The 24,890-nt window shown below is 54.4% G+C and carries 23 protein-coding genes; 13 read left to right on the top strand and 10 right to left on the bottom strand.

Annotated elements, in window-relative coordinates:
• Positions 1–378: 378 nt before the first annotated feature.
• The 3 genes from HKX44_RS17855 to HKX44_RS17845 all read right to left on the bottom strand — a co-directional run bounded on the left by HKX44_RS17855 (position 379) and on the right by HKX44_RS17845 (position 2,829).
• Positions 379–723 (bottom strand): Hpt domain-containing protein, encoded by a 345-nt coding sequence (locus HKX44_RS17855; RefSeq protein WP_276152690.1) that lies wholly within the window; start codon positions 721–723, stop codon positions 379–381.
• A complete protein-coding gene (locus HKX44_RS17850) occupies positions 720–1,709 on the bottom strand; it encodes a response regulator (protein WP_276152691.1) in 990 nt (329 codons plus the stop codon). The genes HKX44_RS17855 and HKX44_RS17850 overlap by 4 nt, the downstream gene beginning before the upstream one ends.
• Positions 1,710–1,863: 154 nt before the next feature.
• Positions 1,864–2,829 (bottom strand): response regulator, encoded by a 966-nt coding sequence (locus HKX44_RS17845; protein WP_276152692.1) that lies wholly within the window; start codon positions 2,827–2,829, stop codon positions 1,864–1,866.
• 244 nt (positions 2,830–3,073) lie between these two features.
• Here HKX44_RS17845 and HKX44_RS17840 point away from each other — a divergent pair, with 244 nt between their 5' ends.
• The gene (locus HKX44_RS17840) at positions 3,074–4,018 is read left to right on the top strand and encodes a response regulator (RefSeq protein ID WP_276152693.1); all 945 of its coding nucleotides are present in this window, start codon (positions 3,074–3,076) and stop codon (positions 4,016–4,018) included.
• 114 nt (positions 4,019–4,132) lie between these two features.
• On the opposite strand, the gene HKX44_RS17835 is transcribed toward HKX44_RS17840, so the two are convergent.
• Positions 4,133–4,987, bottom strand: coding sequence for a carbon-nitrogen hydrolase family protein (locus tag HKX44_RS17835; RefSeq protein ID WP_276152694.1), 855 nt, complete (start codon positions 4,985–4,987; stop codon positions 4,133–4,135).
• A gap of 38 nt (positions 4,988–5,025) precedes the next feature.
• Positions 5,026–6,123 (bottom strand): C45 family peptidase, encoded by a 1,098-nt coding sequence (locus HKX44_RS17830; RefSeq protein WP_276152695.1) that lies wholly within the window; start codon positions 6,121–6,123, stop codon positions 5,026–5,028.
• A 135-nt stretch (positions 6,124–6,258) separates the two neighbouring features.
• Here HKX44_RS17830 and HKX44_RS17825 point away from each other — a divergent pair, with 135 nt between their 5' ends.
• A complete protein-coding gene (locus tag HKX44_RS17825; RefSeq protein ID WP_276152696.1) occupies positions 6,259–6,615 on the top strand; it encodes a hypothetical protein in 357 nt (118 codons plus the stop codon).
• On the opposite strand, the gene HKX44_RS17820 is transcribed toward HKX44_RS17825, so the two are convergent.
• Positions 6,612–8,066 carry a biotin carboxylase gene (locus HKX44_RS17820; RefSeq protein ID WP_276152697.1) on the bottom strand — a complete coding sequence of 485 codons (1,455 nt, stop codon included), beginning with the start codon at positions 8,064–8,066 and terminating at the stop codon, positions 6,612–6,614. The two genes, HKX44_RS17825 and HKX44_RS17820, sit on opposite strands and share 4 nt — an antisense overlap.
• Positions 8,067–8,452: 386 nt before the next feature.
• Between HKX44_RS17820 and HKX44_RS17815 the strand changes: the two genes are divergently transcribed.
• From HKX44_RS17815 to HKX44_RS17805, 3 genes are read left to right on the top strand one after another with little or no spacing between them, the layout of a single operon-like run.
• Positions 8,453–9,475 (top strand): TRAP transporter substrate-binding protein, encoded by a 1,023-nt coding sequence (locus tag HKX44_RS17815; RefSeq protein WP_276152698.1) that lies wholly within the window; start codon positions 8,453–8,455, stop codon positions 9,473–9,475.
• Positions 9,475–10,080, top strand: coding sequence for a TRAP transporter small permease subunit (locus HKX44_RS17810; protein ID WP_276153239.1), 606 nt, complete (start codon positions 9,475–9,477; stop codon positions 10,078–10,080). The genes HKX44_RS17815 and HKX44_RS17810 overlap by 1 nt, the downstream gene beginning before the upstream one ends.
• A 42-nt stretch (positions 10,081–10,122) precedes the next feature.
• Entirely contained in the window at positions 10,123–11,436 is a 1,314-nt protein-coding gene (locus HKX44_RS17805) for a TRAP transporter large permease subunit (RefSeq protein WP_276152700.1), read from the top strand.
• A 99-nt stretch (positions 11,437–11,535) separates the two neighbouring features.
• Here HKX44_RS17805 and HKX44_RS17800 read toward each other — a convergent pair whose 3' ends face one another.
• Complete coding sequence (locus tag HKX44_RS17800; RefSeq protein WP_276152701.1) at positions 11,536–13,041, bottom strand: aldehyde dehydrogenase; 1,506 nt, start codon at positions 13,039–13,041, stop codon at positions 11,536–11,538.
• 152 nt (positions 13,042–13,193) lie between these two features.
• Entirely contained in the window at positions 13,194–13,901 is a 708-nt protein-coding gene (locus tag HKX44_RS17795; RefSeq protein ID WP_276152702.1) for a GntR family transcriptional regulator, read from the bottom strand.
• 123 nt (positions 13,902–14,024) lie between these two features.
• Between HKX44_RS17795 and HKX44_RS17790 the strand changes: the two genes are divergently transcribed.
• The 7 genes from HKX44_RS17790 to HKX44_RS17760 all read left to right on the top strand — a co-directional run bounded on the left by HKX44_RS17790 (position 14,025) and on the right by HKX44_RS17760 (position 21,501).
• The gene (locus HKX44_RS17790) at positions 14,025–15,374 is read left to right on the top strand and encodes a glutamine synthetase family protein (RefSeq protein ID WP_276152703.1); all 1,350 of its coding nucleotides are present in this window, start codon (positions 14,025–14,027) and stop codon (positions 15,372–15,374) included.
• A complete protein-coding gene (locus HKX44_RS17785; protein ID WP_276152704.1) occupies positions 15,374–16,684 on the top strand; it encodes an FAD-binding oxidoreductase in 1,311 nt (436 codons plus the stop codon). The genes HKX44_RS17790 and HKX44_RS17785 overlap by 1 nt, the downstream gene beginning before the upstream one ends.
• Positions 16,685–16,722: 38 nt before the next feature.
• A complete protein-coding gene (locus tag HKX44_RS17780) occupies positions 16,723–17,805 on the top strand; it encodes a polyamine ABC transporter substrate-binding protein (protein WP_276152705.1) in 1,083 nt (360 codons plus the stop codon).
• Positions 17,806–17,866: 61 nt separating this feature from the next.
• Positions 17,867–19,006: an ABC transporter ATP-binding protein gene (locus HKX44_RS17775; protein WP_276152706.1), complete on the top strand. Its 1,140-nt coding sequence runs from the start codon at positions 17,867–17,869 to the stop codon at positions 19,004–19,006.
• Positions 19,003–19,941, top strand: coding sequence for an ABC transporter permease subunit (locus HKX44_RS17770; protein ID WP_276152707.1), 939 nt, complete (start codon positions 19,003–19,005; stop codon positions 19,939–19,941). The genes HKX44_RS17775 and HKX44_RS17770 overlap by 4 nt, the downstream gene beginning before the upstream one ends.
• Positions 19,941–20,753 (top strand): ABC transporter permease subunit, encoded by an 813-nt coding sequence (locus HKX44_RS17765; protein ID WP_276152708.1) that lies wholly within the window; start codon positions 19,941–19,943, stop codon positions 20,751–20,753. Before HKX44_RS17770 ends, HKX44_RS17765 begins: the two co-directional genes overlap by 1 nt.
• 67 nt (positions 20,754–20,820) lie before the next feature.
• Positions 20,821–21,501 (top strand): type 1 glutamine amidotransferase, encoded by a 681-nt coding sequence (locus tag HKX44_RS17760; protein WP_276152709.1) that lies wholly within the window; start codon positions 20,821–20,823, stop codon positions 21,499–21,501.
• Between the two features lie 201 nt (positions 21,502–21,702).
• On the opposite strand, the gene HKX44_RS17755 is transcribed toward HKX44_RS17760, so the two are convergent.
• Together HKX44_RS17755 and HKX44_RS17750 are read right to left on the bottom strand one after the other, a co-directional pair.
• Positions 21,703–22,797 (bottom strand): CaiB/BaiF CoA-transferase family protein, encoded by a 1,095-nt coding sequence (locus HKX44_RS17755; RefSeq protein WP_276152710.1) that lies wholly within the window; start codon positions 22,795–22,797, stop codon positions 21,703–21,705.
• A gap of 10 nt (positions 22,798–22,807) precedes the next feature.
• The gene (locus tag HKX44_RS17750) at positions 22,808–23,401 is read right to left on the bottom strand and encodes a cupin domain-containing protein (protein ID WP_276152711.1); all 594 of its coding nucleotides are present in this window, start codon (positions 23,399–23,401) and stop codon (positions 22,808–22,810) included.
• Positions 23,402–23,504: 103 nt separating this feature from the next.
• Between HKX44_RS17750 and gabT the strand changes: the two genes are divergently transcribed.
• Complete coding sequence (gene gabT / locus HKX44_RS17745; protein WP_276152712.1) at positions 23,505–24,794, top strand: 4-aminobutyrate--2-oxoglutarate transaminase; 1,290 nt, start codon at positions 23,505–23,507, stop codon at positions 24,792–24,794.
• Positions 24,795–24,890: the final 96 nt, after the last annotated feature.

Raw genomic sequence — 24,890 nt, 5'->3', positions numbered from 1 at the left:
GGTCGGGCGCTATAGTCAGGGTTGTTGGCTTTTTTGAATACGGGTCTGTCGGGGTGTTGCTCTGGCAGATTTTTAGTTTTCTTGGCTATCTCGTATTGATGAACACGCGCTTCGGTACGGTTTTGGCGCATGGCAGAACGTTGATCAGGTTTAAGGCGGAGCGCTCTAAAATACAGAAAATGCCGGATCAGGGGATGGCCCCGCGCCAGAATTGTTGCCAGTAACGCGGGGGGCGTCAGGCCTGTTGTCGCGTAGGATCACCGGGCCAAGTATCATGGGCAAATAGGGGCATCGAAAGATCCCTGAGGCCAAGTTTTCGATACCATAGGAATTTTTGGTTAAGCCTGCCAGATGGCATACTCGAAGCCCAGCGTTTCATTAGCGCTGCGCGATGACCTTCTGACCTTCGCCGACGAAGCCGTCGATCAGTTCCACGGCGTCAATCAGTTCAGATGACGGATCGCCAAGATGGGCAATGATTGCGTTCTCAGCGTTGCGTGCAGCCAGACCCAGGTCATGAAAGCCCAAGGAGCCCGCGCTGCCTGAAATCTGATGCAAGATCCCTTGCGCAGTTTCAAGATGGGCCGCAGCTTTGGTCGGATCGGTGCTTTTCCACGCGGAAAGCGCGTGTTGCGCAATGGTGGTCTGGCGCTCTTGTAACATGCCAATGAAGCGCTCTTTGATCCGTTCAATGCCGGGTAGGGCGTCCATAGTATCTTTCATGCTCTTTGCTCCACTGACCAGAGGTCGGACATTGACCGCTCGTGTGCTTCACTGGCAGCTTCTGCTGACGTATGGGCCGCTGCGACGGCCTCCATCACTGAATCGGCAGATTTCCAGATCAACCGGATTGCCTCGCCCGCGCTGACGCGGACATAAAGTTTGCGGGCCGAATTATCATAAAGCTCGGTCCGGGACAGCGATAGGTTCACGGCGTCCATCAGGGCCGACATTTTCGGTCGCCAGCCACTTTCCGTGACGCAGACAAAAGTGCCACTGCCGGCATAGGCCATCAGGAACTGGTGCCCGGCAAGCGTGTCAGAGATAATTTCCGCGACATCCGAGATCAGGCTGTAGAACTCGAAGGGTGTCATGGATTGATGGTGTTCATCAATTTTGCGGATCGTGAAGGCAAAAGTCGTTGACCCGAACAGGGCACCGCGTGAAAGCTGGGCCACATAGTTCTGCATCGCCATGTATTCAATCACATTATCGACGTCATAGATCGAAATTGGTTCATGCAGTTCCAACGCGTTGTCCGGCGCATCCGGTTCCGAAGGCGATGAGATATTCTGTGTCGCGAAAATCTTGCGGGTGCGTTCCTGACGTGCCTGAACAAGGCCTTCGACCAGACCTAGCCGCGCGCGCAATTCCGGCACCTCGAAAGGTTTGGTGATGTAATCAGTTGCCCCAGCGGAGAACGCCGCATCGACATAGCGTTTGTCCGACATCGCGGTCAGCATCAGGATCGGGGTGTCAGTATAGGACGGCAGAGAACGGACATTCTTGGTCAGGTCGATCCCGTCCATCTGTGGCATCTGGATATCAAAGAGAAAGCAATCGAATACTTCCGCTTCAGAAGCTTCCAAAAGCTGGAGGGCTTCCGGGCCGGACAGTGCTGTTGTCAGCTCATGTTCACCTATCATGCATACGAACTGGTCCAGCAGTTCAAGAATAATAGGATCGTCATCGACCGCGAGGATTTTCATCGTTTTCTCCGTTGCCTGCATTTTGCCGGAAGGCAATCGTCAGGATTTTTTGTTCTTATATCAACGTGCCGGTAAAAGGTGGCCAAAATTGGGCATCTTGAAACAATACTTGAAAAAATCCGCTTTTGTTGCAGTTTTCCCAACGACCACCGGTTTATCCTTCTTCAGAAAGTTTGTTGTTGAGCCGGGCAAACAGATCGTTTTCTTCGCTGGCAGTAAGATGGGGCCCGGATGATTCGATGTTGATGCAGTCTCTAAGTTTGTCGCTGGCAGAGAGGTTCGACCACATGCGTTGTGGCGAGACTTGTGAAAAGGTACAGCTGGGCGGCACTGGCACACCAGTCTGGGTAAAATCCCAGGCCGCTTGCAGGTGTTCGGCAAACTCCGTTGTCAGTTTATCCTGATCCATACGCTTGCGGTCCATGACGGTACCAAAGAAACGCCCATTGCCGACGTAAGATAGGTTGAGGTTCTTTTCGTTCAGTGTCTTGACCGCTGTTGCTCCGATGATCTCAAGGCACTGACGGAAGGCCGGCGACCTGACGGTCCGGTAAATGCCACGCAGACCCGAAACATTAAGGGTGAACATCGACATGGCAAAACAGTTCGCGCTACAGCGCAGCAATTGATTTTCATGTGCCAGAATGGTGGTCATTCCCGGTACGCCTAGATCCAGCGGCTCATCAAAGCGCAGTTTCATGGAGTCGCTGAGTGCGCTCATTGTGTGCTGCGCTTTGGCAAGGCTTTGGTTCAGCAAACCGGCCATCACAACCCGCCCGGTCAATTCGACCGGTTTCAGGGGTTTGTTGATAAAATCTGTCGCGCCGGCTTCGAAGGCCCGTGCCATCAAGCCAACTTCGTTGCTAGCAGTGATCATCAGGATAGGCGTGGAGTAGCATTGCGTCGTTTGGCGCAGCAATTCACACATCTGGATGCCGTCCATTCCGGGCAGCATAATGTCCAGCAGGATACAGTCAAAAGGCTGCTGTGTTTCATGTAATGCCTCCAGCGCGCTTTCCGCTGAGTCATACATGTGAAGATGATAGCCCAGATCCTCGGTCAAACAGTCCGCAAGGAGATCAAGAATGATCGGATCGTCATCTACTGCCAAAATGCGCATTGCTGTGGTTTCCTATCTTTGAATGGCGAATGGAGCGGCCCGCCAATTTACTCACGTTCAACAGATCAGCAATCCTCGGCAAATCAGTGGCCAGTTTGTGACAAGTTTTAGACAACTTGAGAGGGAAACCCTCATTTCGGCCCTATTTGGCCTTTTGCGCCAGAAAACGGCGAAAACTTTCCACAAATTTGCCTAAGTTCTGGGGCATCCATCTTGGCAACTTTATGATTGGCAAGGAAACAAGATGAGAATTCTCGCTGTAGATGACGACCCGATCGTATTGGATTTGCTGTCAGTGGTCCTGAAGCAACAGGGCCATGACGATGTTGTCGTCGCAGCATCCGGACGTGCGGCACTTGAAATTCTTGATCGGGATGAGGGACGGTTCGATGTTCTGGTTCTCGACATTGCCATGCCGGAAATGGATGGTGTGACCTTGTGTCGGAAAGTCCGGCAGTTACCGTTGTATGTGGATACACCGATCATCATGCTGACGGCGCAATCTGACCGGCGCTCTATCGAAAGTGCGTTCGGTGCTGGTGCGAATGACTATATTGCCAAGCCGTTTGACGTAAAAGGTATTGGTATCAGGCTGCAAATTGCCCAACGCATGATGGCGGAACACCGGATAATTCTGGACGTCAAAGACCTGCCTGCGGGACAGGAGGGGACCGAAGGTGAACATGGGTTTGGCCTTGACGATGCGGTTTGCCTGCGCGGTGTCAGACAACATACGGACGAGTTCTCGTTGGGTAACTACCTGTCAACGATGGAACGTTACAGGGTTGATGAGACATCCGTTTTTGCGGGACAAATCCTGTTGTTTGATACGCTGTACCGGACCTGTACTGACGAAGAACTGGCCATAGTTTTGTCTGAGGTCTGGAACAGTATCTCTGCCGCCGCGGACAATTCCAGATTGCTGGGCACCTATGTGGGCTCAGGCACATTTATTATGATCGCGGCGTGCAGCATTCAGGATGAATGGTTGGCGTTGGAACCGACGATTAAGGCCCATTTGGCAAAGTCGGAACGTTTGCAACAGGCGCGGCTGGGATGCCCTGTCGCGGTTGCACTGGGGCGCCCGTTCCGGCCCAATGCCAGCAAGACAAAACGTGTTAAACCGACATTCGATCGGGCGCGCCAATTGCTTCAGAAGCGGTTGGAAACCGACGCCGCCAGCGGTTGATGGCGGGGGCTGCTGATCACTTGTTTTGTACTAAAAGAGTGGGAAACACCGGCGTCATCCGCCGGTGTTGATCGTTGTGGGGGCACCTGTCGTTCAGGCCGTCCCTGTATTCCATCAAGACAGGGGACGCCCGGGTTTTTCCAGTGGCCCAAGGCTGTCCAGATAGCTGCGGTCGAACTCTGGCTCATAAACCGGGAATCGCACCTGATTGTCGCGGAAGCTTTTGTGGGGTTGACCCATGCGCAAGATGCCCTCGCGCCGTGAACGGCGGACCAGTTCAAAATCAACCTCGATCGGGATCATCTCTTCTTGCACATTGCCCCGGTGCAGGATTTGCCCAGCGGGATCAATCACCAGCGAATACCCGTTGCCACCCGCCAACAAGCCGTTGATGTGGAAGATGTAGCTTTGGAACATTGCGGCTGATCCCTGAGCAATTGCCAGATCGGCAGGACGGTCAACAAAGCTGGCCAGTACAGGGTTGATAATTACCTCAGCGCCCATGGATGTCAGGGTGCGGGTCACTTCGGGGAACCAAAGATCATAGCAGATCGACACGCCGAAACGGCCAGCCCCCGGAACGTCAAAGATGCAGAAATCCTCGCCTTGGGTCACGCCTTCTTCGTAAGGGGTAAAGGGGAACATCTTGCGATAGCGGGTCACGACCTCGCCTGCGGGGTTGAATACCGGGGTGGTGTTATAGATGTTGTCGCCGTTCTTTTCGAAATAGCTGCCGGGGATCAGCCAGCAATCAAAGCGGCGGGCCAGCTCGGCAAGGTCCTGTTCGATTTTGCCGCCGATAGGTTGGGAGGCAGTCTTGTTTGGGCCATGCGGGGCCAATTCGCTGAACACAACCATTTGTACCCATGGATAGAGGCTGAACAAAATCTCCATGCGTTTGCGCATCTCGTTGATGTTGTTGTGCATCGTGATGTGCATCTGGATGCCGGCGATTGAAAAGCGAGACATATATTCTCCTAGCTAGGTTAATGTGTTGCAGCGCGGATTTATGCAGTGGTGGGGGCAATTGGCCCCGCTGAATTCGGGGGGGAGTCTGGCGGATAGGTGCTGGCGGTCTCTGGCGAGACGACCTGCAAGGGCCGGCTGTGGGTCAGGGTTTGCGAGCCCTTCTCCGTATATTGCACCAGGCGTTCGCCGGATGTGATGTCGCCCAGATTGTGATTTTCTTGGGATCCATCCATCCAGTGTAAAGACATGGTTTGCGTCGTGGGGCGGTAGGCGGCGGTATAGACCGTGCCAAACCCTTTATCGTAACCGGTGCTGGCAAGCGGGCGGGAAAGGAAGGCCCCGGTCAATTGTTCCGCCGTCAAGTGGCGGTCCTGATAAAGTGCTTCGAGGTGATCGGAACGCCCGACGGTATTGGAAAATCGCCCGTGGCGTGGCCACTCAACACCCAGCTGGTGATTGGTGGTAAAGGGATTGCGTGTGACAATTGCGGGGCGATCAGGGGCCAGTAGGACGGTGGCCCAATCACCAGCGGCATCCGCCACAGTGACATTGTAGGACATATGCGAAGGTACAGTGCGCAGGGCCTCGACCGCCTGCTGCACGTCTGCGCATATTTCCAGCACATAACGGATAATGAGCGGAATTCCAAAGCCGTCGGCGGCAATGGTGCGACCGCCAAAGGTCAGGGAGGCGGCAAGCCCTGCATCATTCATGCCATCTGCCAGCCCGACGATCCCTTCGACCATGCCCATCACGCGCCGCCCACGCCAGTTACTGGCCAGCAATGTGGATTCGTTCAATTGGGGATCGAGATCATAGTTGCGCAGCAACACCGGACCCTGATCATCAACAAGGACCGCCTGCGAGCAATGCACAAGATATCGCGGCGGTGACCAAAAGCTGAGAAATAGGGCGGCGTCCTGATCTGCGTCGCAGACATTCACCCATGTGTCCCAGAGGTTTTCGAATTCGGGCATGTGATGGCGTAACGCCAGACGGGCATCACGCAGGTCGGTTTCCACGGTTGTCTGGCGTTCGCGCATCCACTCGGACCAGCCCGGCCAGCCACGCGCGAACACCTGACGCAGGGCGTCAGAAGGGCGTTCTTCTGTCAGGCTTCGAAAGTTGAGCTGCATGTTCTGACCATCTTTTCAAGGAAGTGCAATTGCGTGCGCTTGCGCGTGGTTCTCATGTGCCGTGATTGGCTGAGAACACCATTGTTCATGGTGTAGCTTTATTGACTTTTACGCTGTAGGTGTCAAGAAGAGTGGATGCTTCAGTCTCCAGTCCCCCATGGCACAATTCGCCAAAACGACATCCCTACCTTGATCGAAACCTACCGGATTACCCAATATCCGACCGTCGTCAGGGTGCGGCGCACCATTCAGGGCGGCGGTTACGGAGATCAGAATCGCAATCCCTATACCTGGACGGTTTTCTTTCTGGTTGATGATCATTGGATGTCCCTTGAAAGCGCGCGTGGGATGCCCCGCGAGTGGGGCAGCCTCGACAAGCTTGAGGTTTGGTTACGTGGTATGGGCTTTGCGTTTTTCTGGGTGCGCAATGATATTGATGCTGTCGGAGAGATGAACGGGGAGCTTGACCAGCCCCCCGCATCCGAAACCTAGAACCACTTACCTGCGGTCATATCCGGCGGCATTGCAACGTCGGTTTCTGCCGTCAGGGGCACAGATTTGAACTCTGCCTTGATCGCGCTGTTCCACTGTTTTGCCCGTTCCAGCAGCTCGCGGTTATCCGATTGCATCCGCCCGCGGGCCAGGACGCACCCTAGGTCCGCCCCGTGATAGCAATATTCGCCCGTGCCATAGACACGTAGATAGAACGCTTCTTCTTCGTCGCCCAGTGCGTTGATGTTATGGCCGGCCCGCACGAACTCGATCTCGCCTTCACTGTCCATTTTCCAGATGCCGGATCTGGGTGCCTGTGTGATCAGCTCGACCTTGTCTTCGGTCTGTTTGAGAATCAGTTGGGTCCAGTAATCATAGTGATTCCAGCGGCTTTGCACTTCTTCGATGTCGATTTCGTATTCCACATCCATGAATTCCAAAAGGTGGAACAGGAACATCGGACAGCCGCCGTAGGTCGATGTAATCAGGTTGGTGGGGGGAGACGCACCCGAAACCCGCGGATTGATCTCGCCAAGGTAAACCTCGTTGGTATCGGTATCGAGTAGGAAGTCGGTGCAAAAGACGCCCTTGTACCCTTCTACATACAGCTGATCCCCCAGCTTGCGCGCCATTTCCCGGACCTTGTCGGGCACGCCATCGGGTAAAATCGCGGGCGAAATATCGTTGCCACACCAGCCACCCTTATAGGGGGTAATTTCCTCAAAACCGGTGATGTCGGTCATGACCGGACCCACCAGCGTGCCGTGTCGTGTGGCGCAGCCTTCAATGGTTCCGGGCAGGTGGTTGATGCGTTTCATCACCTTCAGCTCTTCGCCAACGATCTTGCTGGAGAACTTATCCCAGTCCTTCTTGGATTTGATGAAGAAGGTTGTGCGCCCGCTGTCGCCATAGGGGGTCTGCACCACCAGATCCTTGCCCAGTTTGGCGCTTGCGGCCAGTTTGTTCAGTTGGTTGTAGTTGTCGGCATAGCCCATGGTGTTGGGCGCACTTTCAACACCGGCCTCATTGCCGATGCGGGTGGTTTCGATCTTGCTGTCCAGACGGTGGCGCAAATCATTTGAAGGCAGCGCAATTTTAACGCCTACTTCCTCGCACAGCGCTTCTGTTTTTTCATCGAACATCACAAAAATCGCGAGGCCGGGATCACGTTCTGCGACGCGGGCGCGAAATTCGGGATGATCCACCAGGTAATTGCCCACATCCTCCATTGATTGAAAAACTGGCGCGCCGATCTGTGTTGGTTTGAAGACCCGCGGATGCTGCCCGTCGAAGACATCAAAATAGTTCACGAATTCCAACCCACCGACCCATTGGTCCAGTCCCATAAGGTTAAATGGTGTGGGCATCACCACATATATCGGCGTTTTGTTGCGCCGCAGGTATCGGTAAATTTCGGTCAATCCGACCAGCTTTTCTTTTGTTTCGGCCATTTTCGGCTCTCTCCCGTTGGTGCTTTCTTTGACGTGCGGTTGCGCTTTTACGCTTGGGTCCGTCACGGTGTGACGTCGCAGTAACCCTAGCGGGATTTTCTGCGCTGTCTCTGCCAAAAGTTTCCACATGCGGCGTGAGGGCCTCTGAAACTTTGTGAAATCCAAATTGTTACTCGCTTTGCATTTGTTGCTAGGACTTCTGCCGCTGTGATATTTTTGGTGGTTTGGCGTCGCTTTCGTAACATTATCATTGCCTACAGTATAGTCCATGATGTAGCTTTGCCTGCAAGCCACGTTTATCGCGGTTGAAAAGGTGTGATCAGCAAACTGGTCGCGCCGGAAATAGGAGTAGCGCTCGAAGCGCTCGATCTGGAGGGATTACTTTAATGAACATGAACCTGTTCACACGCCGCGCTGCGGTGGCTGCATTGTCCGGGGTTGTGGCACTGTCCACCTTGGCAACATCTGCGATGGCGGACACAACACGTCTTCGGTTTCACACGTTTTATGGCACCGAAATTGATGACATTCTGAAGAAATTTAAAAACACGGTGAAGGAAAAGTCGGGCGGCGATCTGCGGCTGACGGTTTTCCACGGTGGTGAACTTGTAGCAAGTGACCAGCTGCTTGATGCGGCAAAGAAAGGTACGATCGACATTGCACACGGGCACGGTGGGTACTGGTCCGGTCAGGTTGATATCGGCAATATCGAAGCAGGTTTGCCGGGCGGTTGGACCAGCCTTGATGAGGCAAAGGCGTTTTTCGACAGCGCGCCGGTCAATGATGTGCTGACCGAAGCCTATACTGAAGCAGGTGTCGTTTATCTTGGTAAAGGTTATGGTCACGATTACGATCTGCTGACGAAAGAACCTGTGACATCGCTTGCTGATTTGAAAACGCGCAAGATTCGTGCGACATCGAACGTTGCTAAGGTTTTGGAATATTTTGAAATTCCTACTGTTTACTTGCCATCCGGTGAACTTTACATCGGGATGTCCACAGGTGTGATTGACGGAGCGATCTACGGTGGTCCGATTGAGTATGAACAGCTGAAACTGAACGAGACTGCAACGCATTATACGCGTTTGAACATGCTTATGCCGGGCTGGACTGAAACTTTCCTTGCCAACCCAGAAAAGTGGAATGGCCTGTCCGACGAGCATAAGGCCATCATGCAGGAAGCGACTGCACAGTTCGCTCAGGACATCAATGACTGGCTGGCTGAAGGTAACCAATCGGTTGTCGACAAAGGTGACGTGTTTGAATTCGCAACCCTGCCCGAGGCAGATTCCAATGAATTGACTGTTGCTGCGCAAGAAGTCTGGCAGGAAGAAGCCGGCCGTTCCGAGCGTAATGCCAAGTTGATTGACCTGCTGGTTGAGAACGCCAAGGCACAGGGCCGTTTGTGATGAATTGGGTGACAAGGTATCTTGTCGCCCAGGATGGCCTTTCCGAATTTGTAGGAAAGGCCATTTCCTGGCTCACGTTGGGCATGATCGGCGTTCTGATGGTCGAGATCGTATCCCGCTATTTTCTGGACGCGCCAACCCTATGGGCGCATGAAACCAGCACCATGCTCTATGGTGCATTCTGTATGCTGGCTGGTTCCTACACCCTGCGGCATCGCGGCCATGTCCGCAGCGAAGTCATCTGGGGGGCTTTGCCCAAACGCGGACAGGCGTTTTGTGATGTGATCATCTTCTCCGCCGGATTTGTGGTTTTGGCGATTTTCCTCAAGCTTGCAATTGGCTTTGCCGCCGAAAGTTGGGCAGTGCTTGAGTATTCAAACAAAAGCATGTGGCAACCGCCGCTGTACCCGATCAAGACGGTCATCCCCGTCGCGGTTGGTTTGGTATTGCTACAGAATATTGCCGAGCTTTTGCGCGCTGTGCTGACGGTGTTGAATATTGATTTTGATGACCCTCGTGAATGCGAGCCGGAAATTGACATTGACCCTGAGATGCTGGCCGTTGCGACCAAAGCAGACGTTGCAGCGCCTTCCAACAAACGCTGATTTTCAGGAACAGCACGCTGTTGCCTGACTAAGGATATACTAATGGAAAATCTGGACCCTTTGGCCATCACGGCGATTATGTTTTCGTCGATGCTGTTGCTGATGGCACTTGGTGCGCCGCTTGCCTGGGCATTAACGATTTGCGGAGTCGGCAGCGCCTTTGCGATTTACGGGGATGGCGGGCTTGATCTGCTGATTTCTTCGACCTTCAGTGCGATGGATAACTTCCTGCTGGTTGCCTTGCCGCTGTTCATCTTTATGGGCCTTGTGCTGCAACGGTCTGGCATCACCGATGATTTGTTTGAAATGATTCACAAGCTGATGGGCGGTCTGCCCGGTGGCTTGGGCATCGGAACGGTCATCATCTGCGCATTGATTGCCGCTATGGCGGGCGTGTCCGGGGCAGCGACGGTCAGTCTTGGCATTATTGCCCTGCCGGCCATGTTGAACCGCGGCTATGACAAACGCTTGGTCACCGGCACCATCATGGCGGGTGGGGCGCTTGGGTTTTTGATCCCGCCCAGTGTGTTGATGATCATCTATGCCTTCCTCAGCCGCGATTCCGTGGGCAAGTTGTTTGCGGCTGGTTTGCTGCCGGGGTTGATGCTGGCGACGATCTATATCTTTTACATCCTGATCCGGTGCCGGATTAACCCGACGCTGGGCCCGCCCGCCGAAGAGCGGTTCACAGCGGTTGAAAAGTTTAAATCCCTGCGTTTTCTGATTGCGCCGGGCCTGCTGATCTTTACCGTTCTGGGCTGCATTATCGGTGGCATCACCTCGCCGTCCGAGGCATCGGCAATCGGGGCGTTTGGGGCCTTGCTGATCGCGGGTGTGCAGGGACGGTTAAGCTGGGACATGATGCGCTATGTCATGCTGTCCACAACCAAGCTTATGGGCATGTTGATGTGGATCACTATCGCGGCTGTGTTCTTCTCCAAGATTTATGTCGGTGTGGGTGCCGGTGCGGTCGTGGGTGAATTGATCGAAGATTATGATCTGTCACCGAACCTGGTTATCATTGCCATGTTGGTTGCCTATTTCGTGCTTGGCATGTTCCTCGATGACTTTGCGATTGTCTTTATCACTGTGCCATTGTTCGTGCCGATCGTCCGTGACCTTGGGTTTGATACGACTTGGTTTGCGGTTCTGTTCATTCTGAGTATGCAGTCGGCTTATCTGACGCCACCGTTTGGTTATAACCTGTTCTACATGCGTTCAGTGGCCCCCAAGGAAGTGTCGATCATCGATATCTATTGGGGGGCGATCCCCTTTGTCGGATTGCAGATTCTTGGTCTGGCGCTGGTGTTCTTGTTTCCGCAAATTGCGCTGTGGTTGCCCAGCATCCTGTTCTGATGTTGCGTTCCTGTTAGACGTAGAATGCCCGGGGAGTGTTTCCCGGGCATTCTTGTTTGGTTTACCGCAACCAGATAGGTTGCGTGGCCATATAACCGATCAGTCGCGGCCCGCGATGTTGATCCAAGTGGTTTTCAATTCAACGTATTTATCCATCGCGTGCAGGGATTTATCCCGCCCGATGCCGGATTCCTTGAACCCGCCGAACGGTGTTGTCATGTCGTCACAATCATAGCAGTTCACATAAACAAGACCGGCGCGGATGCCTTTGGACACCTGGTGTGCGGTTGTCAGGTCATCGGTCCAAACCGCTGAGGCCAGCCCGTAGCAGCTGTCATTGGCAACCTTCACTGCCTCCTCAACACTCTCCACAGGAATGACCGTCAGCAGAGGGCCAAAGATTTCTTCTTGTGCAATGCGCATATCGTTGGTTGCATTGTCAAAGATGGTCGGTGCGATGTAGCTGCCGCCGGTGTCTTGTCGCGCCATGGTCCCGCCTGTGACCACATCCGCGCCATCGGTTTTTGCGTGTTCGACAAATTCCATGACCCGCACGGTGTGGTGCGCATCGACCATAGCGCCCATGCTTGTTGCTGGGTCCAGCGGATCACCGGGGGCATAGGACTTGGACACTTCTATCAGGGTTTCGACCACTTCGTCATGGACTGCGCGATCCACAATCAAGCGGCTGGGGCAGGTACACATTTCGCCCTGATTAAAGAACGCCGAATGCGCCGAGATGGTTGCCGCGTGTTTGGTGTCGCGATAGCTGGACAGGATGATGTTGGGGCTTTTGCCGCCCAATTCCAGACCTAAGCGTTTGAGGTTGGATTGTGCAGAGTATTCCATGAAATATTTGCCGACTTGGGTTGAACCGGTAAAGAACAACCCGTCCACATCCATGTGAAGCCCCAAGGCGCGCCCAACCTCTGGCCCGTCCCCTGTCACAACGTTGAACACGCCCGCAGGAACGCCGGCTTCCAAGGCAAGCTGTGCCAGCCGGATCGCCGAAAGTGAGGATTGTTCGGCAGGTTTTAGGACCACAGAATTGCCGGTCGCAAGGGCAGGGGCCACTTTCCAGGAGGCCATTAGCATTGGAAAGTTCCACGGTACAACGGCGGCAACCACGCCTAACGGCTCTTTTGTCACCATGGCCACGGCGTCGCGTGCGGTTGGGGCGATTTCATCATAGATTTTGTCGATTGCCTCGCCGTACCAATCAAAACAATTCGCCACGGCCCGCACGTCAATCGAGGTGCTGTCGGAAATTGATTTGCCCATGTCCAAGGTCTCAAGAAGCGCGAGTTCGTCGCGGTGGGCGCGGATAAGATCGGCCAACCGCCGCAAGACCAGTTTGCGTTCTGCTGGTGGTCTGGCAGACCAGCGGCCATCTTCAAACGCCCGCCGCGCGACCGCGACTGCGATGTCCACATCTTCCTGACTGCCGGACGCCACATCAGCAAGGTGGCGCCCATCAATCGGGCTGTTTGACGCAAATGTGCGTCCCGATGCTGCGTCCACAGACTGACCGTCGATGATCATTTTTGCGCCAATGTTCAATTGGGCTGCCTTTGCGTGCCAGTCGCTTGTCGATCGTTCAGTCATGCCACACCTTCATTTTTTGATATCAATATTTAAAATGATATCACAAAATATGAAAGTGGGGCAAGGCGAGTAGAGAAGCCGTCCAGAATGGCGGTTATTCGCGGTTGAATTACCCTACGTCTAACTGTCTGGCTGTGTGTGGCTGGCAAAGCTCAAGCGAGCAGGTGGCCTTCGGACTTCCGCGTCAGAAGGCTTCGCCCGCTCCGGCTGATACCTTCCCGAATATCGCTTTCAGTCGCGATAAGCAAAGCTGCTACATTGCGGGATCTGAGGGCGGACAAGATTTCCTTGTGACGGTCGATCTTGTAAAACTCGTTAACCCGTTTGACGACTTGTCGTTGAAACGGCCCCAGCTGCAACCAGACACTTTCGATCGCCGGCAAGGACACTTGATTGGGGTTGATCGAATATAGAACGCGATGGAATTCGAGATTGAGAATGGTCAACTGGTCTAGCGCTTCGTCGCGCAGTGCCTGATCCATATCATCGTCAAGAGACTGTAGTTGTTGAATAATTATGTCTGATACATAGGGTAAAGATCGCTCTGCTGCATGGGTTTCAAGCACAATGCGCAAAGCGACGAGTTCTTCAAAGCGGCCCAGTGTCATTTCCGGTACCGCCATCCGCCGGTTTGGAAGGATCTCGATTGCGTTTTCTGAACTTAGCCTGCGCACCGCCTCGCGGACTGGTGTCGGGCTTAATCCCATGGCCTCGGCCAAACCGCGCATTGTCAAATGCGTGCCGGGTTCGATGGTGCCGATCATGATTGCATTGCGCAATCGGGCGTAGACGGAATCCTGAACGGTGGTGTCTTCACCGACCTTTAGTTCGGGAATATTCAGGGTCTCGATTTCGGACACCGGGCCACCTTCTGATGCTGGGCTCTTCTTCCACTGTAGGGGAGGGGCGGGGTCAAGTAAAAGAAAATCAAAAGTTCACAAATGATATCACATAATGTACAGGTATATCTCAAAGGAGATTCTATGCCCGCTACTGACATAAAAAAATGGCTCGCTGACCGGCCCGAGATCCAGTCAATCTTTGCCTGTGTGTGTGATTTGAACGGAACCCTTCGCGGCAAGCGTGTGCCTGTTGAGCAGGCGGAAAAGGTTGTGGAAGGCGGTATGCGTATGCCGCTGTCCGTCTGTGGCGTGGATATCTGGGGCGAGGATATCGAGAACAGCAAGCTGGTTTTCGAAACCGGCGATTCTGACGGCCTGTGTGACTTTACCGGTCGGGACCTGTTGCCTATTTCCTGGACGGACCGGCCCACTGCCATGGCAATGTTGTGGATGCGTCAAGAGGACGGCACGCCGTTTGCCGGCGACCCGCGGCGTGCGCTAAGCAATATTGTTGACCGTTACAAGGCGCGTGGCCTGACACCTGTTGTTGCAACCGAACTTGAATTTTATCTTTGTGACCCGTCAGGCGATCAACCGATGGCACCGCAATCTCCGGTGTCCGGCAAGCGACTTGATTCCGACGGTGTGCTGTCGCTGGACGAGCTTCAGCATTTTGATGGGTTCTTGAACGACGTATATGACGCCTGCGAAGAGCAGGGCATTCCTGCGGATGCTGCCATTTCTGAAAATGGGGCCGGTCAATTCGAAATCAACCTGTTGCACGTCGATGATCCGCTTAAGGCAGCAGATGACGCTGTGTTGTTCAAACGTCTGGTGCGCGGTGTTGCCCGCAAGCACGGTTTCGCCGCGACGTTCATGGCCAAACCATACGGCCATCGCGCGGGCAGCGGTTTTCACGTTCACTTTTCCATGCTGGATGCCGAGGGCAACAATGTGTTCGACAATGGTGGCGAAGAAGGCACGCCGCTGATGTTGAATGCAGTTGCCGGATTGCTGGCGACCATGCAGGAAAACAGCCTGACCTTTGCGCCGCATGAAAATTCCTTTCGTCGGTTGATGCCGGGGGCACACGCCCCGACGGGTGTCGCCTGGGGGTATGAGAACCGTACCGCAGCGATCCGGATTCCGGGTGGCAACCACAAGGCGCGTCGTATTGAACACCGCGTCGCGGGCGCGGATGCGAACCCCTATCTGGTGCTGACAAGTATCCTCGGCGGTGCGTTGCTGGGCATCGAAAATGAATTGACCCCAAAACCCGCAATTATTGGGGATGCCTACCGGCTTGACCTGCCGCATTTACCATTAGACTGGGCCAGCGCAATCGAGGCCTTTGAAGATGGCGCACATGTAGCTGAGGTGTTTTCCGCTCAGCTGCAAACCATGTTTGTCGAATGCAAGGCGCAAGAACTCAAGCGGTTCGGGCAACAAGTCACCAATTTTGAATATCATTCCTATCTGGAGGTGGTCTGATGGCTGCACAACCTAAACATTATGCTGGCGATGGAAGCCACACTTCCAGCTATTATGCGGCTTCGGCAAACCCGTCTCCTGAGCGACCTCCACTAACTGGGGCAAAGGAAGTAGATGTTTGTGTCATTGGTGCCGGATACTCCGGTCTGTCCACTGCTCTGCATCTGATCGAAAAGGGCTATCAGGTTGCCATCATCGAAGGCGCGCGCGTCGGTTGGGGTGCCTCCGGGCGCAACGGTGGCCAGATCGTGAATGGGCTGAACGCCAGCCTTCAGACGATCAAAAAACGGTATGGCACACAGACGGCCACATTTGTTGCGGGGTTGGTGCAAGAAGGCGGCGAGATCATTCGCGAACGCATCAAAACCTATGACATCAAGTGCGACCTGAAGGAAAAGAACATTTTTACCGGGCTGACCAAGGCCCATATGCGCGAACTCGAAGAGCGCCAGAATGTCTGGAAAGCTTATGGGATCGACAATCAGGAAATGCTGGACAAGAACCAGCTGCGCGAACACATCAATTCGGATCTTTACGAAGGCGGGTTGATTGACCACTCCGGTGGACACATGCATCCGCTGAACCTTGCTTTGGGCGAAGCCGCAGCTTTCGAAAAGCTGGGTGGTACAATCTATGAAATGTCGATGGTGACCGGTGTTGATACCGATGCCGTCCGGCCTGTGATTACGACGGCCAAGGGTTCGATGACCTGTAAAACGCTGGTGCTGTGCGGCAATGCCTATCTTGGCCATGTTGTGCCCACCCTGACATCACGTGTGATGCCTGTATCGACACAGGTCATGGCCACAGAACCTTTGGGTGAAGAGTTTGCTCATGCGTTGCTGCCACAGGACGCCTGTGTCGAAGACATCCGCTATATCCTTGATTACTATCGACTTTCCGGTGACAAGCGGATGCTGTTTGGCGGCGGGACGGTATATGGCGGGGCAGACCCAAGCGACATCAAGTCCAAGCTGCAAAAGAACATGATCAAGGTCTTTCCACAGTTGAAGAACACGAAGATTGACTATGCATGGAGCGGCAACTTTGCGCTGTCGTTCAGCCGCGTGCCGCAAATGGGGCGCATCGGGAACAACACCTATTTTGCCCATGGGTATTCCGGCCACGGCGTGACCGGATCACATACTTTCGGGCGCATCCTGTCAGAGGCGATTGACGGTGATCTGACACGTTTCGACGTGTTCGAGAAAGTGCCTTGGTACCCGTTCCCGGGTGGCCGGATGTTCCGCGTTCCTTACTCCATGGCGGGATCATGGTGGTACGGGCTGCGTGACAGACTTGGACTGTAAAAAAAGAAACGAAAACGACCAAACTCTAGGGAGATAACATGAAGAACTTTACATTACTTTGCTCAACGATGGCTTTGACCGCTGGTGCCGCGATGGCCGAAGGCGAGCTGAATATCTACAACTGGTCGGATTATATCGCTGAAGACACGATCGCCAATTTCGAGGCGGCAACCGGTATCAGCGTTAACTATGACGTTTTTGACAGTAACGAGGTTCTGGAAGCCAAGATGCTGACAGGTGCCAGCGGTTATGACGTGGTAGTGCCTTCAGTCGAGTTCATGGCCCGTCAGGCCCAAGCGGGTGTCTTTGCCGAAATCGACAAAGACGCGCTTACCAACTATGGCAATCTTGACACTGGGATCATGGAAATCCTGGCGGTTAACGACCCGGACAACACCTATGGTGTGCCGTATATGATGTTCACAACCGGGCTGGGCTATAACGTTGGTGCGGTGTCTGAACGCATCGACGCGGACAAGATCGGCAGCTGGGACATGCTCTTTGACCCCGAAACCGCAGCCAAGCTGGCGGATTGTGGCATCGCCGTGCTGGACAGCCCGTCCGAGATCATGGCACCTGCATTGAACTATCTTGGTCTTGACCCGAATTCCGAAGACAAGGGCGACCTTGCCAAAGCAACCGAGCTTTTGCTGGCGGCCCGTCCTCATATTCGCTATTTCCATTCTTCCCAGTACATCAACGACCTTGCTAATGGGGATATCTGCGTCGCCGTCGGCTATTCCGGCGATATCCTTCAGGCACGCGACCGCGCCGCAGAAGCAGGTCAGGGTGTGGAAGTGGCCTATGCTATTCCAAAAGAAGGCGGTCAGGTTGGCTTTGATATGCTGGCCATTCCCGACGACGCGCCTAACGCTGAGAACGCGTTGAAATTCATCAACTATATCCTTGAACCCAAGATCGTCGCAGCGGTGACCAACTATGTTTACTACGCCAACCCGAACACTGCGGCGACAGAATTTGTTGTCGAAGAAGTTCGCACGGATCCCGGCATTTATCCTCCTGCCGAGGTCCAGGCGAAGCTGTTTTCCTTGCGGCCCCACTCTGCGCGATATGATCGTATGCTGACCCGCGCGTGGACGACGATTAAAACCGGCCAATAAATTTGTTATGGGGCACCGCTGTCAAGGCGGTGCCCTGTTCAATTGAACAAGGAAGCACACCATGACCGAAAGCACATCATCGATCGCGCAGAAACCTTGGGCCGATCCAAACGCTGAACCGTTTATGCAGATCAAGAACGTGACCAAGAAATTCGGCTCGTTTACGGCAGTGGAGAATGTATCGCTGGACATCTACAAGGGCGAGATTTTCTGCCTGCTGGGGGGGTCCGGTTGTGGGAAGTCGACGCTGTTGCGGATGCTGTCAGGGTTTGAAACGCCAACGTCGGGGCAGATCATTATCGACGGTCAGGATCAGGCCGGTGTCGCCGCCTATGACCGCGAAACAAATATGATGTTCCAGTCTTATGCCCTGTTCCCCCATATGTCGGTTGAAAAGAACATTGCCTATGGGCTTAAGCGCGCCGGTCTGCCGAAGGCCGAGATTGCAACCCGCGTGACCGACATCCTGTCACTGGTGCAGATGGATAGTTTCGCCAAGCGCAAGCCGCACCAGCTTTCTGGTGGGCAGCGCCAGCGGGTCGCCTTGGCGCGGGCCTTGGTGAAAAAACCGAAACTCCTGATGCTGGATGAGCCGCTGGGCGCCTTGGACAAAAAACTGCGCGAAGAAACACAATCAGAATTGATCAAGATTCAAGAAAGCCTTGGCGTGACCTTTGTGGTTGTGACCCACGATCAGGAAGAGGCGATGACACTGTCCAGCCGGATCGGCGTCATGACCGAAGGCGAGATCGTTCAAGTCGGCACCCCCCATGAAATTTACGAATATCCACAGAACCGTTTCGTTGCGGATTTCGTCGGATCGGTGAATGTCTTTGAAGGGCGTATCAAGGAAGACGGCGAAGACCACGTGATTGTTGAATCGCGGGATACCGGTTCGGATATTTATGTGCCGCATGGGATCAGTGGTGTCGAAGGTCAGAAGGTCGCCATCGCTGTGCGGCCCGAAAAGATTGAGATCGGCAAAACCGAGCTGGAGAATGTACGCAACTCAATCTCCGGGACGGTCGATGAGATTTCCTACATGGGAAATGTCACAGTCTATAAGGTGGTGCTGGACAGTGGCAAACGGGTTCGCGTCAGCCGGTCCAACCGCATCCGTTCAACCGAAGATGCACTGGCCTGGGGCGACGTCGTTCATCTGGGTTGGGCCGGCACAGCTGGTGTCGTGGTGACATCATGAGTGCGGTCAGCAAACTGCCCGGAGGCAGGTTTCTGGGCCGCTTTCTGGAGAAGATCGGATTTGGGGGTCGCAGCCTTGTTATTGCGGTGCCTGTGTTCTGGCTTTTGTTGTTTTTCCTGATTCCGTTTCTGGTTGTGGCAAAGATCTCCCTGTCCGAGGCGGCCATTGCACGCCCGCCTTATCTGCCGCTTTGGGAGTGGGAAGACGGTTTTCTAAACATCACGTTGAACTTTGGTAACTATCTGTTTTTGCTGGATGATCCGCTATACATGTCGGCCTATATCGAGTCTGTGAAGATCGCGGCGATTTCGACATTTATAACGCTGCTGATCGGCTATCCTATGGCTTATCTGATTGCGCGGTCTTCGCCGGACAATCGTAACATTCTGCTGATGCTTGTGATCTTGCCGTTCTGGACGTCGTTCCTGTTGCGGGTTTATGCGTGGATCGGTTTTTTGAAAGGCAATGGGATTATCAACAACCTTTTGCTTAAGACCGGCATTATCGACGAGCCACTGATTATGTTGCAAACCGATTTTGCCGTCTATGTGGGCATCGTCTATACCTATCTGCCATTTATGATCCTGCCCTTGTTTGCCAATCTGGTTAAGCTCGACGGATCCTACCTTGAGGCTTCTGCCGATCTGGGCGCACGTCCAATAACGACGTTCTTCACCGTCACATTGCCCCTGTCGATCAGCGGGATCATTGCCGGTTGTATGTTGGTGTTCATCCCGGCGGTTGGCGAGTTTGTGATCCCGGCTCTGCTTGGTGGGCCTGACACGCTGATGATCGGTGGTGTTTTGTGGAACGAATTCTTCTCAAACCGCGACTGGCCGATTGCCTCGGCTGTGGCGATTGTCATGCTGGTTGTTCTGGTCATTCCGATCATGCTGCTGCGCAAGGCACAAGCGGCTGAAGCGGAGGCGCACTAATGGGACATACATCCAAATTCCTCAAGATCACGGCAATGTTCGGGTTCATCTTTCTCTATGCGCCCATCGTTTCGCTGATCATCTTCAGCTTTAACGAAAGTAAACTTGTCACCGTCTGGGGCGGGTTCTCGACCAAGTGGTACGGAGCCCTGTTTCAGGATCCGCAAATTTTGCAAGCGGCATGGGTCAGCCTGAAGATCGCATTCTTGAGCGCCACAATTGCCGTGGTCATCGGCACAATCGGTTCTTTTGTGTTGATCCGATTCAAGCGGTTCCGGACGAAATCCCTGCTCAGTATGATGATCACCGCGCCTTTGGTCATGCCTGAGGTGATTATCGGACTGTCCCTGCTGTTGTTGTTTGTAGCGATGCAAAACCTCATCGGTTGGCCCGGTGGGCGTGGGATGTTGACGATCATCCTTGCGCATTCCACTTTCGGTGCGGCCTATGCTGCGGTGGTCATCCAGTCGCGTCTGGTCGATATGGATCTGTCCATCGAAGAGGCCGCGCAAGATCTTGGCGCGCGGCCGGTGCGGGTCTTTTTTGACGTGACCCTGCCGGTGATTGCGCCCGCACTTGTTTCGGGTTGGCTGCTTGCTTTCACCCTCAGTCTGGATGATCTGGTGATCGCCAGCTTTGTGTCCGGTCCGGGTGCGTCAACCTTGCCTATGGTGATCTTTTCCAAGGTCCGGCTTGGGGTCAGCCCCGACGTCAATGCCCTTGCCACGATCATCATCGGTCTTGTGTCGCTGGGGATTATTGTCGCCGCCTTGCAGATCAACCGCAGCAAAAAGCAAGGCGCGGACCGGTAGTCAGACGTTTGGGGGTTGGGTCTGTACAGGCCCAACCCGTCATGATGGTAAATTTAAAGAGGTTCACATGAAGATTGGTATCCTGCAAACCGGGCGCACCCCGAACGAGATACGTGAAGCCAATGGCGACTATGACGACATGTTTAAAAGCTTGCTGGCTGGTCGCGGATTTACATTTGAGACATACCCGGTGCTGGATGGTGTTTTCCCTGCTTCTGTGAATAAGGCAGATGGCTGGTTGGTCACTGGCTCAAAATTCGGCGTTTACGAGGATCACGACTGGATTGCGCCCTTGGAAAACTTCCTGAGGCAGGCTTTTGCTGCCGAGGTGCCGATCGTTGGCGTTTGCTTTGGCCATCAAATTCTGGCGCAGGCCTTGGGTGGCAAGGTTGAGAAGTTTTCGGGTGGTTGGCAGGTAGGTGCTACGGACTACCAGCGCGCAGATGGCACCAAAGAGTGTATTATTGCGTGGCATCAGGATCAGGTCACCGAGCTGCCAGAAGGGGCCGAGGTGCTGGGTGCGTCAGAGCATTGTGCATATGCGATGGTTTCATATGGTAACCGGGCCTTGACGGTTCAGCCGCATCCAGAATTCACTGGCCCGTTTATGGCCGATCTGTTGGGTGCGCGTGGCGATATTTTGCCTGACAACATCCTGAGTGGTGCGCAAGATCGGATCGGCGACACATTGACCTCGCTGGACTACGCTCAGAGGTTCGAGGATTTCTTTAAGGCGTCCAGCCTTTAACCTGACGCGTTCCCTATCTCCAATGCCCGGAGAGCGCGCAGCGTGGTAGGGTATTGGGTGTTATTGTTTAGGGTCAGGCGCGATTAGAAAAACTGAACAGCGGCACAGAAACTTGCCAGCGGTTAATACGCCGAACAATTCAACGGCATTCAGATGTGATTGATGCCCCTTTTCAGGGGCATCTTTTTTGAGGGTGCCGTGTCAGGTGGGAGCCGTGGTCTTGATCGACAGCTCTGCGTCAGAAAACCTGATTGGCGTGCGAATGCCCTTTACCCCCTGTGGCTCCACAACCAGCCCACGTGCCTGAACATGGGCGCTTCCCAGGTTTTCACCGACCGAGTTGATCGGTCCTGCGGGCACGTTATTCTGGGACATTGCCTCCAGTAGATCGGCAGCTTTCCATTCTTTGGTCGCGGCCGTCAGGATCCCGATCAAAGACTCCCGATTGTCGACACGGCTTTGATTGTTTGCAAAACGCGGGTCTTCGGCGGTTTCAGCCAATCCAAGGATACCACAGCACCGGATGAACTGGCCGTTGTTCCCGACCGCTAAAATGACATGACCGTCGGCGGTTTCGAACACGTCATAGGGGCAGATATTGGGGTGGGCATTGCCCATGCGCTGTGGTGATTTGCCAGAGGCCAGAAAGTTCATATTCTGGTTGGCAAGCAGTGCGGTCGCGCAATCAAGCAGCGACATATCGATGTGCTGCCCCTTGCCAGTTGCATGGCGTTGCTGGACCGCGGCGAGAATGCCGATCGTGCCATAAAGGCCGGTCACAACATCGGTGACCGCCACACCAACCTTTTGCGGCGCGCCATCCGGTGCCCCGGTCACGGACATCAGGCCGGACATGCCTTGCAACAGGAAATCATACCCCGGCAAGCTGGCCAACGGCCCGGTCTGTCCAAAGCCGGTTACCGAGCAATAGATCAGTCGCGGGTTCAACTTATGCAGGGTTTCATAGTCCAATCCGAATTTCGCCAGACCCCCAACCTTGAAATTCTCGATAAAAATGTCGGCGTCTTTGATCAGATCCAACACTTTCTCCATATCCTCGGGGGATTTGAGGTCTGCGCGCATACCGGTCTTGCCCCGGTTGGCACTATAGAAATAGGCCGCCGATTTATTTCCGTCGCGTTCGATGAAGGGCGGTCCCCATGTGCGGGTGTCATCGCCATCGGGGCTTTCGATTTTGGTCACATCGGCGCCCAGATCGGCGAGGGTTTGTCCGATCCAGGGGCCAGCCAGAATGCGCGCCAGTTCGACGACCTTGAGACCTTGCAGTGGCGACATATTTTTTTTCCTATAGATAAGGGGGGGTGCAGGCCGAAATGACTTCGGCAGCACGGTCAGAGATATTGCGAAAACGGTGGGGTTGGCGGCTGTTGAACAGATAGGCATCTCCGGCTTTCAGGACGCGGGATTCAGTACCGACTGTGACCTCCAATTCTCCGGAGATCACGATGCCGCCTTCGCTGGCTTCATGTTCGATCAGGTCTTCGCCCGTGTCCGCTCCCGCCTCGTAGCGTTCGTGCAGGATTTGCAGGCCGTGCGCCTTGGCGTCCCCGACTTGCTTCAGGGTCATGCGTGTCCGGATGGCTTCCTGACCCTGATATAGTTGTGATGTCAGATCCCGCAGGTCGTCAGGTTTAAAGAAGACTTGGGTTTGCTCGATCACGTCAGGCTCAAAAAACTCGGACATGTTCATGCCAAATCCGCCCAATATCTTGCGCAAAGAGGCGACGGAGGGGCTGCTTTTGCTGGTTTCGATCATTGAAATCTGACCGTGTGGCACGCCGGCCCTGTCGGCCAATTGGCGTTGGGAAAGCCCATATTGCTGCCGTATTTCTCTTAATCTTACGCCTACATCGAATTCTGTGTCTGTGGCTTCGCTCATGTTTTCGATCCAAGTTTAACTTTTGTTTCGATCATCGCACGAAAGCATTAGCATTGCTCAGGATAATGAGCAATATGCATTAAAGATTCGCTTGGAGGAACCTATGACCAATACGGAAAATCTTGTCACACGCCGGGACAATGCAGTAGCCAAAGGCGTCGGTACACGGGGCATCTATGCCGCTAACGCCCAGAACGCTGAGCTGTGGGATGTTGATGGCAAACGCTTTATCGACTTTGCTGCGGGGATTGCGGTTAACAACACTGGGCATCGCCATCCAAAGCTGATGGCCGCCGTTGCCCAGCAGTCCGAGCAGTTCACCCACACCTGCTTTCACGTTGCCCCCTATGAAGGGTACCTGAAGCTTGCTGAACGGTTGAACGCCTCGACGCCCGGTTCATTCGCCAAGAAAACCATGTTGGTCACCACCGGTGCAGAAGCCGTTGAAAATGCGGTAAAAATGGCCCGGGCTTATACAGGTCGATCCGGTGTTATCGCGTTTAGTGGGGCGTTTCACGGGCGTACCCTTTTGGGCATGGCGCTGTGCGGCAAGGTGAACCCCTACAAGAAAGCCTTTGGCGCGATGCCCCCCGAGGTAATGCACGCACCGTTCCCGAATGCCATGCAGGGTGTCACGGTCGAGCAATCCATCGCAGTTCTTGAAAACATGTTGCGTTCGTCGATTGATCCGGACCGGGTTGCCGCGATTATCATCGAGCCAGTGCAGGGTGAGGGTGGATTTAACACCGCGCCGCCGGCGTTCCTGCAAAAGCTGCGCGAGATTTGCGACACCCACGGCATTATGTTGATTGCGGATGAAGTGCAGGCCGGCATGGCGCGCACCGGTAAGCTGTTTGCGTTCGAACATTCCGGTGTTGTGCCTGATCTGATGGTGATGGCCAAAGGTCTGGCCGGCGGTTTCCCCCTGTCCGCAGTCACCGGTCGGGCGGAAGTTGTTGATGCCGCGCCGGTCGGCGGGATCGGTGGTACCTATGCCGGTAATCCGCTTGCCGTTGCGGCGGCGAACGCCGTGTTTGAGGTTATCGAAGAAGAGAACCTGTGCGACCGCGCGGTTACAATCGGTGACATGATCCAGACCCGGTTGAAAGCCCTTGCGAACCGTCAGGGTATGGAAGCCATCGGTGATGTGCGCGGCCTTGGCGCGATGGTCGCCTTCGAATTGGTTGCTGACCGCGAGAGCAATAACCCGGACGCACCCTTGACCGCGCGCGTCATTGCCGAGGCCGAAAGCCGGGGTTTGATCATTCTGCCTTGCGGCACATTTGGCAACGTCGTGCGTTTGCTGCCGCCGCTGACCACGCCGGTTGAACAAGTGGACGAGGCGCTGGACATCCTCGAAGCGTCGATCGAGGCGGCAATCTCGGCTCAGTAAAGGCTTTGCCTTTTGAAGCACCGCAGGTTCCCTGAAGCGCTGGAGTTTTACGATTCCATCACGCATCAGGGGTCTGCGGTGGTTTTGATATGGTTG

It is taken from the genome of Sulfitobacter sp. M05 (assembly GCF_029285175.1).
In the GTDB taxonomy this organism is placed as follows: domain Bacteria; phylum Pseudomonadota; class Alphaproteobacteria; order Rhodobacterales; family Rhodobacteraceae; genus Sulfitobacter.
Note: the sequence above shows the minus strand (reverse complement) of the source record. Positions and strands in the feature narration are given on the sequence as shown.

Excerpts from the sequence above, each read along its gene's own strand:
- HKX44_RS17805 (WP_276152700.1), top strand. The coding sequence starts at position 10,123 with ATGGAAAATCTGGACCCTTTGGCCATCACGGCGATTATGTTTTCGTCG.
- HKX44_RS17840 (WP_276152693.1), top strand. The coding sequence starts at position 3,074 with ATGAGAATTCTCGCTGTAGATGACGACCCGATCGTATTGGATTTGCTG.
- HKX44_RS17790 (WP_276152703.1), top strand. The coding sequence starts at position 14,025 with ATGCCCGCTACTGACATAAAAAAATGGCTCGCTGACCGGCCCGAGATC.
- HKX44_RS17830 (WP_276152695.1), bottom strand. The coding sequence starts at position 6,123 with ATGCAGCTCAACTTTCGAAGCCTGACAGAAGAACGCCCTTCTGACGCC.
- HKX44_RS17810 (WP_276153239.1), top strand. The coding sequence starts at position 9,475 with ATGAATTGGGTGACAAGGTATCTTGTCGCCCAGGATGGCCTTTCCGAA.
- HKX44_RS17760 (WP_276152709.1), top strand. The coding sequence starts at position 20,821 with ATGAAGATTGGTATCCTGCAAACCGGGCGCACCCCGAACGAGATACGT.
- HKX44_RS17850 (WP_276152691.1), bottom strand. The coding sequence starts at position 1,709 with ATGAAAATCCTCGCGGTCGATGACGATCCTATTATTCTTGAACTGCTG.
- HKX44_RS17765 (WP_276152708.1), top strand. The coding sequence starts at position 19,941 with ATGGGACATACATCCAAATTCCTCAAGATCACGGCAATGTTCGGGTTC.
- HKX44_RS17820 (WP_276152697.1), bottom strand. The coding sequence starts at position 8,066 with ATGGCCGAAACAAAAGAAAAGCTGGTCGGATTGACCGAAATTTACCGA.
- HKX44_RS17755 (WP_276152710.1), bottom strand. The coding sequence starts at position 22,797 with ATGTCGCCACTGCAAGGTCTCAAGGTCGTCGAACTGGCGCGCATTCTG.
- HKX44_RS17815 (WP_276152698.1), top strand. The coding sequence starts at position 8,453 with ATGAACATGAACCTGTTCACACGCCGCGCTGCGGTGGCTGCATTGTCC.
- HKX44_RS17785 (WP_276152704.1), top strand. The coding sequence starts at position 15,374 with ATGGCTGCACAACCTAAACATTATGCTGGCGATGGAAGCCACACTTCC.
- HKX44_RS17775 (WP_276152706.1), top strand. The coding sequence starts at position 17,867 with ATGACCGAAAGCACATCATCGATCGCGCAGAAACCTTGGGCCGATCCA.
- HKX44_RS17780 (WP_276152705.1), top strand. The coding sequence starts at position 16,723 with ATGAAGAACTTTACATTACTTTGCTCAACGATGGCTTTGACCGCTGGT.
- gabT (WP_276152712.1), top strand. The coding sequence starts at position 23,505 with ATGACCAATACGGAAAATCTTGTCACACGCCGGGACAATGCAGTAGCC.
- HKX44_RS17825 (WP_276152696.1), top strand. The coding sequence starts at position 6,259 with ATGCTTCAGTCTCCAGTCCCCCATGGCACAATTCGCCAAAACGACATC.
- HKX44_RS17835 (WP_276152694.1), bottom strand. The coding sequence starts at position 4,987 with ATGTCTCGCTTTTCAATCGCCGGCATCCAGATGCACATCACGATGCAC.
- HKX44_RS17800 (WP_276152701.1), bottom strand. The coding sequence starts at position 13,041 with ATGACTGAACGATCGACAAGCGACTGGCACGCAAAGGCAGCCCAATTG.
- HKX44_RS17750 (WP_276152711.1), bottom strand. The coding sequence starts at position 23,401 with ATGAGCGAAGCCACAGACACAGAATTCGATGTAGGCGTAAGATTAAGA.
- HKX44_RS17770 (WP_276152707.1), top strand. The coding sequence starts at position 19,003 with ATGAGTGCGGTCAGCAAACTGCCCGGAGGCAGGTTTCTGGGCCGCTTT.
- HKX44_RS17845 (WP_276152692.1), bottom strand. The coding sequence starts at position 2,829 with ATGCGCATTTTGGCAGTAGATGACGATCCGATCATTCTTGATCTCCTT.
- HKX44_RS17855 (WP_276152690.1), bottom strand. The coding sequence starts at position 723 with ATGAAAGATACTATGGACGCCCTACCCGGCATTGAACGGATCAAAGAG.